Genomic DNA, 14,504 nt, shown 5'->3' with positions numbered 1-14,504 from the left:
ACTCTTTATTAATTTCAGCCTTGATAATTTTACCAACTTGATTTTGTTACTCCCGGTAATTGTCCTTCGTATGCAAATTTCCTAAAACATACTCGACATAATCCAAACTTACGCATATAAGCACGTGGTCGACCACAGACTTTACATCTATTCACTTCACGCACCTTATATTTAGGATCCTTTCTTACTATAAATGAAGTTTTAGCCACTATTTATTACCTCCTTAAAAACATAACTACAACTTAGTTTTAGCTCCAATTATATTGTCCCCGATAAAATATTATTTAATAATAATTAAATAATATTTCTTGTTCGAATTTTGTATATTCTTTTTCAGCTTTAAGTTGAGCTTCAATACGCAAAGAATCTATTTGGGCATAATTATTTTTTAAAATCGACACTACTTCTTTATCTAGTTTAAAATCATTAGCCATAGTTTGAAGAATTCGCCCTACTTCTCCTGTAGACATTCCAGCTCTATATGGTCTATCTTCAGATAAGGCTGTAAAAACATCAGCTACTGCCATAATTTTAGAACCTTTTGAAAGCTCTTTATCGGTTAAACGAAAAGGATATCCAGATCCATCTAGACGTTCATGGTGAAAAGAAGCCCACTCATTAATGGTTTTTAATTCATTTATTTTATTTAAAATATTATAAGAATAAAAAGTATGACTTTTCATAATATTATATTCCTGCTTTGTTAATTTACCCGGTTTTTCTATAATATCTGGAGGTATAGCTAACTTTCCCATATCATGAATTAGTCCTGCTATTTTCATCATTTCACATTCTTTATTATTAAAGCCCATAACTTGTGCTAATTGTGCACTACTTATTGATACACCTACAGAATGTGTAGCAGTAAATTTATTTCTATAATCTATGATTTTATGTAGTAAATTACCTAATCTTAGAATGTCTTTAGTCGTAAGCTCTAACTTTGTACTAATATCTTTACTTTCAATAAAAGATTCTACGAAATTTGTATTTAGATAAAACCAAAAACTTTCCTTAACGCTTAAGTTTTTGAAGGCCTCTACAGCTAGAGGTGAAAACATTACACCTTTTTCTCGCTCGATGATATCTATAATATCATCTACCTGATCTAATATAGATTTATCTTTATCAATTAGGATTTCTATGCGGTCAGCTAAATGCAAAATATTACTACCAAGTAAAACCCTTTCCTGCATATCATCACGTTCAGACCAGTAAACATGATGATATTTAACTATATCTGCTACCTCAGAAAAGGGTTCATAATCCTTTAATAATAAGTAACCTAAATAACCATGATAGTTTCGCTCTTTGATTTCCTCTGAAAACTTAAATTTTACTAATTCCTTTTTCTTTGTCGTGTCAAAAGATCCACAATCATGTAGCAAACCTGCATAAAGAATATTAACTTGCTCATTAAGAGGCAATCCCATTTCCATGGCTATAGTAAATGCTATATACCCTGTTCTCTTATGATGATTAATAAGCACTGGGCTCGTTAAATCAAAAGTGTTAGCAACACATAACACTAAATCATATAGAGATATTCTTATTTGATTTTCCATCTCTCTCTCTCCAATAAATCACTAATTAAAAAATCCTAGGCTTCTATTAAAAAAGCATGATAGCCTCTAGTGGTTTCATAAATATCTGCCTTACTTGCTACCTCCCATGGAGCATGCATATTATGTAAAGCAACTCCACAATCTATAACCTCCATATTATATTGAGCTAAAATATAGGCTATAGTCCCTCCGCCGCCTTGATCAACTTTACCAAGCTCAGCAGTTTGCCAAGTAACATTATGTTTATCCATCATTTGTCTTATTTCGGCCATGTACTCTGCGTTAGCATCATTTGATCCCGATTTTCCTCTTGAACCTGTATATTTATTAAATACTATTCCTCTTCCAAAAAATGCTGCATTTTTCTTTTCCATTACAGATGGATAATTAGGGTCAAATGCAGCACTAACGTCTGAAGATAGCATTTTAGAATTAGCTAAGCATCTTCTTAATTTTAGTTCACTATAATCTCCTACTCTATCCATTACTTCTGCTACTGCATTTTCAAAGAACTTTGATTGCATTCCAGTTGCACCGACACTACCTATTTCCTCCTTATCGACAAATAAGGCTACACATGTTTTATCTATTTCTTCTATTTGTACCAAGGCTTCATAAGAGGTATATGAACAAATTCTATCATCATGACCATAAGCCATAACCATACTTTTATCTAAACCATAATCTCTTGCCTTTCCTGCTGGTACTATTTCTAGCTCAGCAGAGATAAAATCACTTTCATCTATACCATATTTTTCATTTAAAATCTGTAAAATATTTTTCTTAACTCTATCTTTTGTTTCTTTATCTTTAATTGGAATACTTCCTATTAAAACATTTAAATCTTCCCCTTCAATGACCTTGTTACCTTTTTTACCTAATTGATCAGTTGCTAAATGAATCAATAGATCTGATACGCCTACAACCGGATCATTATCATCTTCTCCAATAACAATTTCTACAACAGTGCCATCCTTTTTAGCAACTACACCGTGAATAGCTAAAGGTAAGGTTACCCACTGATATTTTTTTACTCCTCCATAATAATGAGTATCAAATAAAGCTAAATCAGCATCTTCATATAAGGGATTTTGTTTTAAATCAAGTCTTGGTGAATCTACATGGGCGCCTAAAATTTTAAGACCCTTTTCTAAAGGCTCCTTTCCAATAACAAACATAGCTAAAGTTTTGCCCATATTATTTGCATAAACCTTATCACCAGCTTTTAATTTTTCTCCATTTTTTATTATTTCATCTAAATTTTTATATCCTCTTGCTTTTGCAAGTCGAACAAATTCTGTCACACATTCCCTTTCAGTTTTACATTTAGACATAAATTCTTTATATCTCTCACTTAAACTAAAAACCTTTTGTAAGTCTTCCTCAGAATATTTATCCCATGCTACTTCATTTTTCATCGTCAAATCATTGCTTTTACTCATTACTATTCCTCCATAATATATACTATTGGATTTATCCAATGTTATTTTATCCATTGTACTCACATTATATTATATAAATCAAAATAATAATATGTAGTTTATGGAAGAAGTTTTAAAAATAAATTTGGCTACATTATAAAAATTAATTTAGTCCAGGCACACAATTCGCTTAAATGCATAAACTAGTAAAAAATACTAAGGAGAATATACATGATTTTAAAAATAGGTTCAAAGGGAACTGTTGTCAAAGAAATTCAATCATTATTGGTGCAAATTGGATATAATCCTGGACCCATAGATGGATATTATGGAACGAAAACATTTAAAGCTGTAAGAAGTTTTCAAAAAGATAATAATCTCACTCCAGATGGTATAATAGGGCCAAATACCTATACAGTACTTGAAAAATTTTTAAAAGGTTATGATATTTATTATGTTCAAAAAGGTGATACTCTTTGGAAAATTGCCCGCAACTATTATACAACCGTAGGTAAAATTATTGCAGCAAATCCAGGAATAGATCCAGATAATCTTTACATAGGTCAACGTCTAACAATCCCTTATGGTATTGATCTTATTGATACTAAAATTGATTATACTTATGAAATTTTGAAAAGAGATATTGAAGGTTTAAAAGCAAGATATCCTTTTATAGAAGTAGGAGTAGTCGGTAAAAGTGTTTTAGGAAAAAACCTTTATTATATCAGATTAGGTACCGGAAAAAATGAAGTTTTCTATAACGCAGCTCACCATGCGCTAGAATGGATTACCAGTCCTTTATTGATGAAATTTACAGAAAATTTTCTAAAAAGTTATACTGATGGAAAGATTTTGCGTGGTTATAATTTAGATCAAATCTGGAAAGAAAGCAGTATTTACATTATGCCTATGGTAAACCCAGATGGTGTAAATTTAGTATTAAATGGATTAGACCCAAGTTTTCCATACTACAACAATTTAATTAAATGGAATAAAGGAAGTAAAGATTTCAGTAAAGTTTGGCAGGCAAATATAAGAGGAGTAGATTTAAATCATAATTACCCTGCTAAATGGCAAGAAGGAAAAGAAGCTGAAGAAGCATTAGGTATTTATGGTCCTGGTCCTACTAGGTACTCTGGTCCTGCGCCATTATCTGAGCCAGAAACTCAGGCAGTTGTTAATTTTGTAAAACAACACGATTTTAGACTTACCCTTGCTTATCACTCTCAAGGTCAAGAAATTTATTGGGACTTTGAGAATATGGCCTCAGCCGAAGCAAGAAAAATTGGCGAAGCTTTTGCAAAAGCTACTGGTTATGAATTAGCCCAAACTTATGGAATAACTTCTTATTCCGGGTTTAAAGATTGGTTTATACTAGAGTATAGAAAGCCAGGTTATACATTCGAAGTCGGATTAGGAAAAAATCCTCTTCCAATTGAGCAGTTTCCTATGATTTATCAAAATAATGAAGAGGCTCTTTTATTAGCTTCTATAATTTAATAAAAAACATGTAGGACAAAAATTAATAAACTCCCCTTTAGGTAGACAGATTGAAAAATAAATCTGTTACTTTAAAGGGGAGTATTTTTATGACATTTACTTTTATAAGGATCCTTTTGCAATTTAATCTAATCTTTTCCTATTAATTTATCATTACCCAAGATATGATTTTCAATCCAAGTAACTATAAATTCTAAAATCCCAAGTATGTACTCATTTTGATCTTCATCTATCTTATTAAAATCAACTTCATTAATCTTTTCAATAAACTTTTCATGTAGGGCTTTATGAGAAAATAGTTTCTTATATCTAATGCTCATCATATATTCTTCTTCCGACTGGAAATGATATACAGTGTAATCTTTTAATTCCTCTAAAATGCTGACAATTTTATCATATTTATCAACACAAAAATCATCTTTTAAAAGTTTAAAAGCCCGATCAGCTATTTCAATTAATTTTTTATGTTGTTCATCAATACTTTGTACACCTGTACTATATTCTTCTCTCCATTTAATCATTTATTCCCCTCCCTCGTTTATATAATAGACTTTATGCTTTTAATTATTAATTATTAACTTACTTATAAGTTTTCTAAATATAAATCTAAACTTTTGTCCAGTTCTGACAGTAAGTATTGAAGAAAGTACTCATAATCACCAGTTATATTAGCTCTTTCTAAAGATGCGCGATATTTTACTCCATTTTCTTTGGTAATTACAAGTGGTGGGTATCCACCCTTCATCAATTCTAATGATAATAGAAATCTTGCTGTCTTTCCATTATCAACTACAAATGGACTTATACCTAGAAAAAGACCATGCATATAAGCAGAAAGTTCTACAAAATTAAACTCATCTTTATTTTCCTCATACCAAGTCATTAATTTCTGCATATCATATTCTACTGTTGCATAAGCTGTAGCAGAACGGTCATCTCCTGCTACAACGTCTTCATGGTTTTTATAAAATCCAGCAAACTTATTTGATATGCCTCCTAAAAGCAATTTATTAATTTCTTGTAATTGCTCTTCTTTTAGGGGTTCTTTTTTAGCTACTAAATTTTCAATATATTCAATAACTTCCTTATGATTTAATACTTCCTGTTGCTCCCGTGGAGTTTTACTATCCAATACTTTTCCTTCTAATACATCTTTAGTCTCATTTAAAGTTAAGCTATTTCCATCTAAAGCCAATGAATTATAAATCCACTCTAACCAAACTTTTTCCTTAATTACCTTTAGATTATCTTCTGGAATAGGTTTTTTACTTTCTAGAATATTTTTCTTTTCCATAACAGCTTGAAATTGTTCATTCATTTACTTCACTTCCTTTTTAAGAATTATACATTATTACCATTATAGCAAATATCGTACATCCTCTGGGAAAAATTATTCCTATGTCATCTGTGTTCTAGTTGTCGTTATTTTACCTTCTACTTTACTTAAATTCTTTATTTTAAGGGTTGGATTCTGCACACCACATTCATCTAGAATTTTCTCTAAAACTTTAAATTCTTTTCTTTTAATAACCACTTCTACTTTATATCGTACATCTTCGTGATATCCACTTGCTAGATAATTATTAACCGTATATCCTTCTTCTCTCAGACTTTCGGCAACACTTGTCATTTTACTTTTATTATTAAAAAATATATCGACCTCTAATATTCCAAGAGCTAAACGCTCTTCAAGTTTACTTCCAATATATACTCCTGCCGTTCTCCCTAATCCATATGCAACTGTATAATGAAATCCTACCGAACTTGTTACTTTAGTAACTACTGTAGCAAAAATTAAAGCATCTAAAAATACTACAAAATACACTGGATTCATAATCTTTTTTGAAATTAACATTGTTTTAAGTGTTGCTAAAATATTTGTAAATGATGTAATCAAGAATAAACCAACTAACGCTAATATAACTTCCTTTGTCAAAATTCTAACCTCTTTTTCTAATTTTATTTTAAATTTCACACTAAAAAAGCCTTATATCTATTTAGACTTTCTAGTTCTAAATTTTGGATCTAAAATGTCTATACCGGTCTTTAAATTTAGACACATCAAATCACCATGTTTTTTTACACAAAAAAACAACTAACGACGTGCTATTAGTAAAATAATTAAATATTAAATAATTCATATTGAAAATGGATAATTCAAGAGTGGATGAATTTACTTTCATTAAATCATTGGAATATTTATGGGTTTCGTTACAAATAGGATTTCAGCAAATCCTTTATTTATAACAAAATGATGGAAGGCATCTAATAAAAATATTGGGTTTATATTATTATTTTGTTCCCTAACTAAACTACTAATCTAGTTATTATACCATTTGATAGCTTAATTAACAAGAAGTATTTTACAATTCCATCCTAATTCCATTAATTTTTAACCACTGGCGATGGTTTTCATAATCAGGGATAATACTCTTTACCAAAATCCAAAACTCTTTGGAATGATTAAAATGAACCAAATGACACATTTCATGTACAATTATATAATCCAGTACCTCAAGAGGCGCCATTATACAGCGCAGGTTAAAATTAAGATTTCTTTTTGAACTGCAACTTCCCCAGCGTTTCTTTTGATCCTTGATTCTTACTAAATTAGGTCTAACTTCAATATATTCTTGATAATGGTTAATCCGCTCTGTGATTTTTTCTAAAGCCTTTTCTTTATACCATTTTTGCATAGTATCCCTAAGCTGATCTTTTTCATTAGTACTACTGGTTAGATGAATTCTTTCTTGATATAGAGTTATTTCCGTTCTTTTTATCTTTTCATCTATTGTAATATAGAGGGGATAATCTCTACCTAGAAATAAAAATAATTCTCCATTTACATATTCTTTATCGATTTTAAGATGTGTAATTTCTTTAAGTTCAGATAGTTTTTTCACAATCCACTTAGCTTTTGATTTCACAGCATTTAAGAGTTTTTCTTCATCAATGTACATAGGAGATATAACAGTTATTATGTCAGGTGGACTTATATTTATTTCTATAGTTTTTCTTTTACGATAAATTACTGTAAATTCAATAGTTTGATCATTATAGTTAAACTTCATTTTCAACCTACCTTTTGCTTAATTTATTAAATGCTTTCACTTATGTTATAATAACATTTAGTTTCCAAAATAACTTCCCAAAAAGAATATAAAGGAGTATAACAGTGCTTAAACGTTTTGCAAAATATTATAAAAACCATTTACCATTATTTGTGCTTGATTTTTCATGTGCCTTTTTAATGTCTTTATTAGATTTAGCTTTTCCTTCTATAGTTAGAATATTTATTGATGATCTTTTGCCTAACAAAAACATTACTCTGATTATATGGGTTGGAGCTGGTCTTTTATTTCTCTACATTTTAAAATACATTCTCTATTACATAGTTACTTATTGGGGACATGTACTTGGTATAAGGTTAGAATACGATATGCGAAAAGATTTATTTCACCATATTAACAAATTACCTTTTAGCTATTTTGATAATACAAAAACTGGACATGTCATGTCTAGACTTGTAAATGACTTGAATGAAATATCTGAACTTGCTCATCATGGACCTGAGGATACCTTTATAGCTTCTGTGACAATTGTGGGTTCTTTAGCTATCTTGTTTTCAATTAACTGGCAGTTATCCTTAGTAGTAACTCTATATGTTCTTATTTTAATTTATTTTGCGACCGTAAAAAACAAGAAAATGCGCGAAATTTTTATGGAAATGCGTTTGAGAATTGCTGATATTAATGCACAAGCTGAAGATAGTATTTCCGGAATTAGAACAGTAAAAACCTATACAAATGAAGCATTTGAAGAAGAAAAATTTGATTTAGGTAATAAGTCTTTTAAAGAAACCAAAGAAAGATCTTTTAAAGTTATGGGCTCTTTTTATGCGGGAATCGATTTTATCAGTAATCTAATTAATCTAAGTGTACTAGTCATCGGAGGAGCTTTAATTTACTATAATCAACTCAAAGTAGGGGAATTTGTAGGATTTTTCCTTTATGTATCCATGTTTATGAAACCAATTAGAAAAATTGTGGATTTGATGGAAATATATCAAAGAGGAATGGCTGGATTTAGAAGATTTATGGAATCCTTAGATTTACAGCCTGAAATTACTGATTCTAAAGAAGCGATCACCCTTAATAAGGTTACCGGTAAAATTACTTTTGATAATGTTAACTTTAGTTATACAAAAAATAAAGCTGTCCTTAAAGATATCAATTTAACCATAAATCCTAAAGAAATGATTGCTATTGTAGGCCCTTCCGGGAGCGGGAAAACTACTTTATCTAATTTAATTCCAAGGCTTTATGAAGTTGATAGTGGCAGTATAAAAATTGATGATTTAGATATTAGAAATATTACGCAGCACTCTTTACGTGAAAATATGGGTATTATCCAGCAAGATGTATTTCTTTTTTCTGGTTCTGTACGGGATAATATCTCTTATGGTAAAAGGGATGCCACAAATAAAGAGATAATTAACGCAGCTAAAGCTGCAAATGCTCACGAGTTTATTATGGCTTTAGAAGATGGATATGACACTTATATCGGAGAAAGAGGAACTAAATTATCTGGGGGTCAAAAGCAAAGACTATCAATAGCGAGATTATTTTTAAAAAACCCTAGTATCTTAATTCTTGATGAAGCTACTTCGGCTTTAGACAACGAGACCGAAAAAATAATTCAAGAATCTTTTAATAAACTCACTAAAGATCGTACTACTTTAATAATTGCCCATAGATTAGGAACCATTAAACATGCCCAGAGAATTTTAGTTTTAACTGAAGATGGTATTGTCGAAGAAGGAACTCATGATTCCTTAATGAAAAATCAAGGTGTTTACTATAATTTATATCAGGCTCAATTTTAAAAAAGCTCCTGCAATTTAGTGTAGCTTATAGGTAGAATTTTTTATATGTCTACTTTATAAGCTACACTTTACTTTTTTTGCTTGGAGTCTTTTTAGTTAATACTAAACAGACAATTTGGGTTTTTCCTCAAAATATTCTTAATTATATTCTAAATAAATAACTTTGGTTTTTTATTAACCGAACTACAATTATCAAGTAAAAACTGTTTTATCTTTTTATAAGGTTCAGCTGTAAAGAGTTTGGCATCATAAGGACAAGCTTTGATACAGCTACAGCAATGAATACATAGCTGGGAATTAGTGATTTCACGTGGATTTTTAGGACTCACAATTGCCATAGGACAAGCGCTCACACAAATACCGCACTCAGTACAATCATCTGTTGTTATTGGAGCCCAAGGTTCTCCAACTGGTGGCCTTTCTTTATATGGGTGGTTTCCACTTACTTTAATTTCTTGTATTTCACTTAAATCAGTTACTGATTCTAATCTTTTCTTTATCTCTTCACCCAAAAGCTTTGCAATATTAATATCTTCAGTGTCTGGTCTACCCCCTGCGATTTCTCTACCATAGGAATGTTCAGCAACAAAAGCGCCTGCGCCTATCATCTTGAAATTATTCTCCTTAAGATAATCCGATAATTCTAATAAAGCATCTTCAAAATCCCTATTACCATAAACTACTACAGGCACTACAGGCGTATTATTACCTTTTAAGCTTTTAAAAAATGACTCTGCTACCCCTGCTACTCTACCACCATAAACAGGTGACCCTATAATAACCAACTCATTGCTTCCAAAAGAAGGAACATCCTTACTATTAATTTTATGCGTATAATCGTAATCAACAATTTCCGTGTTAAAACTGGCTGCTATACTATTAACTATTTTCTTAGTTGACTTAGTAGGACTAAAATAAACTAAATTTACTTTTTCAATTTTCATAATTTTTCCCCCTAAAATTATACCCTTTATAAATAGCTCTTATAATAAATCAAAAGTTATTTTTAAAAAGTATCTTCTTGAAATTTTTCGTCTTATTATTTTATAAAAGGGACTTCTCCAAATTTGAGAAGTCCGCTTAAATATTAATTAATATTTTGCACAGAAATTATATTCTTTCTAATTTAACTCCTGTATTATGCTCATTTAAATTCTGTTTTTCCATGCTATCATCAGTTACCTTTTCAATCTTAACTGCTAAGGTTTCTTGCATAATATACTCTTTATGAACATCGACAGCCTTAGCTATTTCTGCATCACCATCAAAGAAAATATTAATATTGTCTGCTACTTCATACCCGTTACCTTTTCTCATTTGTTGTACTTTAGAAATAAACTCTCTTGCTAAACCTTCACTAATTAACTCTTCGTTTAAAGTAGTATCAAGGATAACAAATAAGTTATTTTCCATCTCTACGGTAAAGCCTTCTTTAGCATTGATGTTAATCATAACAAATTCTTTAGAGATAGCTGTAACTTCTCCTTCTAAATCAATCTCGATATTTTTTCCTGCTTCTAATTCAGGTACTACTTTAGCTGGATCTAAATCAGCTAATGCTTTACCTAATAGTTTGATTTTCTTACCTAAAATAGGTCCAGCTGTTTTAAAGTTTGGTTTTAAACTAAAGTCCATAAAATCACTTAGGTTCTTTTCAAATATAACTTCTTTAATATTTAACTCTTCATCAATTAATGGAATTAAATCTGAAATTAAGTCTTCAAATTTTCCATCTACTAATATTTTTTGTAAAGGCTGACGCACCTTAATCTTAGCCTTAGCTCTTGCAGCTCTTCCAAGTCCTACTAAATCTCTAACTAAATCCATTCTTTTTTCGATATCTTTTTGGATTAAATCTTTATTAACCATTGGATAGTCAGCTAAATGTACAGACATTTCTCCAGTTAGATTTTGATAAATTTCCTCAGAAATAAATGGCGCAAATGGTGCAATTAATTTTGAAACCCCGATTAAAATTTCATACGTAGTATTATAAACTGCTTTTTTATCCTGAGTTAATTCAGTAGCCCAAAATCTCCGTCTAGCTCTTCTAATATACCAATTTGATAAGTCTTCATTTAAGAAGTCTTGGATTTTACGCACAGCTTTTGTTAAATCAAATACATCCATATCATTTTTAACTTCAGCAATTAAGTTATTATATTTTGATAAAATCCATCTATCAAGTTCAGGGCGATCCTTGTATTCAATAAAGAAATCGTTAATATCTACGCCATCAATATTTGCATATAAAGTGAAAAATGCATATACGTTTTGAATTGTAGATAAAAATTTACTTTGAACTTCTTTTAAACCCTCAAGATCAAACTTTGTAGGAGTCCATGCTGGAGACACATGTAATAAGTACCATCTTAAAGCATCTGCTCCATGTTTATCAAACATTTCAAAAGGATCTACAGTATTTCCTCTAGATTTAGACATTTTTTTGCCTTCTTTGTCTAAAATCAGATCGTTTACTAATACATTTTTATAAGGTGATGATCCTTTTACAAAGGTAGAAATAGCAAGGAGTGAGTAAAACCATCCTCTAGTTTGGTCGATTCCTTCACAGATAAAGTCTGCTGGGAATAATTCATCAAATTTATCCTTATTTTCAAATGGATAATGAACCTGTGCAAAAGGCATAGCTCCACTATCAAACCAACAGTCTATTACCTCTTTCACCCTGGTCATTGTTTTCTCGCATTTATCACATTTTATATGAACATCGTCCACATATGGTCTGTGTAATTCTATTGACTCATCAATATTTTCAATCGCTTTTTCTGCTAACTCTTTTCTAGAACCTACAGATGTAGTATGACCGCATTCACATCTCCAAATATTTAAAGGGGTTCCCCAATAACGTTCTCTAGATATAGCCCAATCATTTAGATTTTCAAGCCAGTTTCCAAAACGCTTTTCTCCTATATAATCCGGAAACCAATTCACAGAATTATTATTAGCTATTAACTGATCTTTAAGCTTAGTCATTTCAATGTACCAACTTGGTTTTCCGTAATATAATAAAGGTGTAGTACATCTCCAGCAATGAGGATAATTATGTTCAAATTTTTCCTTATGGAATAATTTTTCTTCACCATGTAACCATTTAATAATATCTACATCACAATCAATAACGAATCTACCTTGCCAAGGAGTAGTTGTATATTTTCCTTCTTCGTCTACCGGCTGTAATACAGGTAAATCATATTTTCTTCCTACTTGATAGTCGTCTTCACCAAAAGCTGGGGCACTATGAACTATACCAGTACCATCTTCTGTGGTTACATAATCAGCTAAAGTTACAAAAAACGCCTTTTTATCTGTTTGTTCAAATGGCATTAATTGCTCGTATTCCACATACTCTAAATCTTTACCTTTTAATTCTTCTAGGACTTCAAATTCTTCCCCTAATACTTTTTTAGCTAGATTTTGAGCAACATAATAAATTTTCTCATTAGCCTTGGCTTTAACATAAGTTACCTCTGGATGCACAGTTAACGCAACGTTAGCTGCTAGTGTCCAAGGAGTAGTTGTCCATACTAAGAAATATTCCTCTACGTCTTTACGTTTAAAAGGAACTATTACGGTATTAGATTTTATTTCCTTATATCCTTGAGAAACTTCATGAGAAGCTAGTCCAGTACCACAACGTGGGCAATATGGTAATATTTTATGTCCTTCATAAATGTAACCTTCTTTAAAGAACTTATCTAAAATCCACCATACAGACTCTATATAATTATTATCTAAAGTAATGTAAGGATTATCTAAATCAATAGAATAACCCATTCTTTTAGTCATATCACGCCATTGTTTTTCATAAACAAAGACAGATTCTCTGCACTTTTGGTTAAAACCACCTATACCGTAACTTTCTACCTCTTGTTTGCTTTTAAGATTTAATTGTTTTTCTACTTCAATTTCTACCGGAAGACCATGAGTATCCCAGCCTGCTTTTCTTTTTACTTGATGACCTGTCATAGTTTTATATCTACAAACAGAATCTTTTAAAGTTCTAGCGATAACGTGATGAATTCCAGGTCTACCATTAGCTGTTGGAGGTCCTTCATAAAAAACAAAAGACTTTTCACCTTCACGGTTTTCAATACTTTTTTCAAGTATATTTTGTTCTTCCCAATAATCAGCTACTTTTTCTTCTCTTTGAGCTACAGAAACATTAGGTAAGCTCTTATATTCTTTCATCTAACTCATCCTTTCTTACTTACTGGCTAATTTAAATAATTGTTTATAAAATTAAAAAAGCCCTAAGTCAAAAGACTTAGGGACGAATTAACCGCGGTACCACCCTTATTATAAAATAGTAATTTTAAAACATAACTTACTATTTTATCACTTGACGAATGTAACGTATTCAGACGAAGGATCTTACTATTATTTCAGATCCCTAGCTCCAAGGTGATCTTCATAAAAGGTACTGTCATAATCTTACACCAAATGATTATGTCTCTAAAAGCAGTTTCCTCTTATTACTGTCCTTATCATAGCCTATAACAATTTTAATTTTATTCATGTGTATTAATTGTACACTTAAATTCTAGGTAAAGTCAAATCTTTAATACTCTTTTTTATTCCCTCCTATAGCATCTTATATCTATGATTTTGACCTGGTCAAGCAAAATTGTAACACTTAATAGAATAAATTATGTAAATCGAGCCTCAAAAGGGGTTTTACCACCTAAGGCACTATGTGGTCTGATATGATGATAATATCCATAAACATAATCGTTAATTAGAAAATTTAAATGATTATCATTTTTTATTTCATAATGCTTAATATGTTCGTTTTTTAATTTACAAAAAAAGGATTCCATAGGGGCATTATCGTACGGACACCCAGCCTTACTCATTGATTGTATGATCTTGTTATTACTACAATATTCTGTAAATGATTTCGAAGTGTACTGCACCCCCTGATCGCTGTGGAGTATCAAATTTTCTTCAGGTTTATTATTTGCCAAAGCTTCATTTAATGTTTCTATTGCTAGATCAGCAGTCATGTAATTTGTAGTTTTAGTCGCAACAATACTACGATCATATAAATCAAGAATTGAGCAATTATACCTTAAACTACCATTTAAAAGGTGTATATAGGTGAAATCAGTGCAC

The 14,504-nt window shown here is 30.7% G+C and carries 12 protein-coding genes and 1 other annotated feature; of the genes, 2 read left to right on the top strand and 10 right to left on the bottom strand.

The window, feature by feature from the left end; genetic code table 11:
- Nucleotides 1-29 precede the first annotated feature (29 nt).
- The 3 genes from B8965_RS08075 to B8965_RS08065 form a co-directional block, all read right to left on the bottom strand.
- The gene (locus tag B8965_RS08075) at nt 30-209 is read right to left on the bottom strand and encodes a type Z 30S ribosomal protein S14 (RefSeq protein ID WP_084053490.1); all 180 of its coding nucleotides are present in this window, start codon (nt 207-209) and stop codon (nt 30-32) included.
- A 75-nt stretch (nt 210-284) separates the two neighbouring features.
- Entirely contained in the window at nt 285-1,565 is a 1,281-nt protein-coding gene (locus B8965_RS08070; RefSeq protein ID WP_084053488.1) for an HD domain-containing phosphohydrolase, read from the bottom strand.
- A gap of 35 nt (nt 1,566-1,600) precedes the next feature.
- Nucleotides 1,601-3,007, bottom strand: coding sequence for an aminopeptidase (locus B8965_RS08065; protein ID WP_084053486.1), 1,407 nt, complete (start codon nt 3,005-3,007; stop codon nt 1,601-1,603).
- 210 nt (nt 3,008-3,217) lie between these two features.
- Between B8965_RS08065 and B8965_RS08060 the strand changes: the two genes are divergently transcribed.
- A complete protein-coding gene (locus B8965_RS08060; RefSeq protein ID WP_084053484.1) occupies nt 3,218-4,486 on the top strand; it encodes a M14 family metallopeptidase in 1,269 nt (422 codons plus the stop codon).
- A gap of 128 nt (nt 4,487-4,614) precedes the next feature.
- Here the strand turns inward: B8965_RS08060 and B8965_RS08055 are convergent, their stop codons facing one another.
- The 4 genes from B8965_RS08055 to B8965_RS08040 form a co-directional block, all read right to left on the bottom strand.
- Entirely contained in the window at nt 4,615-5,007 is a 393-nt protein-coding gene (locus B8965_RS08055; protein ID WP_084053482.1) for a bacteriohemerythrin, read from the bottom strand.
- Nucleotides 5,008-5,069: 62 nt separating this feature from the next.
- Nucleotides 5,070-5,804 (bottom strand): Fic family protein, encoded by a 735-nt coding sequence (locus B8965_RS08050; RefSeq protein WP_084053480.1) that lies wholly within the window; start codon nt 5,802-5,804, stop codon nt 5,070-5,072.
- A gap of 78 nt (nt 5,805-5,882) precedes the next feature.
- Entirely contained in the window at nt 5,883-6,422 is a 540-nt protein-coding gene (locus tag B8965_RS08045) for a DUF5698 domain-containing protein (RefSeq protein WP_084053478.1), read from the bottom strand.
- 427 nt (nt 6,423-6,849) lie between these two features.
- Nucleotides 6,850-7,557, bottom strand: coding sequence for a M48 family metallopeptidase (locus B8965_RS08040; RefSeq protein ID WP_084053476.1), 708 nt, complete (start codon nt 7,555-7,557; stop codon nt 6,850-6,852).
- Nucleotides 7,558-7,661: 104 nt separating this feature from the next.
- Between B8965_RS08040 and B8965_RS08035 the strand changes: the two genes are divergently transcribed.
- Nucleotides 7,662-9,371, top strand: a complete 1,710-nt coding sequence (locus B8965_RS08035) for an ABC transporter ATP-binding protein (protein ID WP_084053474.1) — start codon at nt 7,662-7,664, stop codon at nt 9,369-9,371.
- A gap of 149 nt (nt 9,372-9,520) precedes the next feature.
- On the opposite strand, the gene B8965_RS08030 is transcribed toward B8965_RS08035, so the two are convergent.
- The 3 genes from B8965_RS08030 to B8965_RS08020 form a co-directional block, all read right to left on the bottom strand.
- Entirely contained in the window at nt 9,521-10,315 is a 795-nt protein-coding gene (locus B8965_RS08030; protein WP_084053472.1) for a 4Fe-4S binding protein, read from the bottom strand.
- A gap of 166 nt (nt 10,316-10,481) precedes the next feature.
- Complete coding sequence (gene ileS, locus B8965_RS08025) at nt 10,482-13,580, bottom strand: isoleucine--tRNA ligase (RefSeq protein WP_084053470.1); 3,099 nt, start codon at nt 13,578-13,580, stop codon at nt 10,482-10,484.
- A gap of 75 nt (nt 13,581-13,655) precedes the next feature.
- Nucleotides 13,656-13,889, bottom strand: a binding site (T-box leader).
- Between the two features lie 149 nt (nt 13,890-14,038).
- The coding region (locus tag B8965_RS08020; RefSeq protein WP_144015890.1) for an IS3 family transposase at nt 14,039-14,504 on the bottom strand (466 nt) is incomplete at its 5' end.

The sequence above is a fragment of the Desulfonispora thiosulfatigenes DSM 11270 genome (assembly GCF_900176035.1).
Lineage (GTDB): Bacteria > Bacillota > Peptococcia > Peptococcales > Desulfonisporaceae > Desulfonispora > Desulfonispora thiosulfatigenes.
Note: the sequence above shows the minus strand (reverse complement) of the source record. Positions and strands in the feature narration are given on the sequence as shown.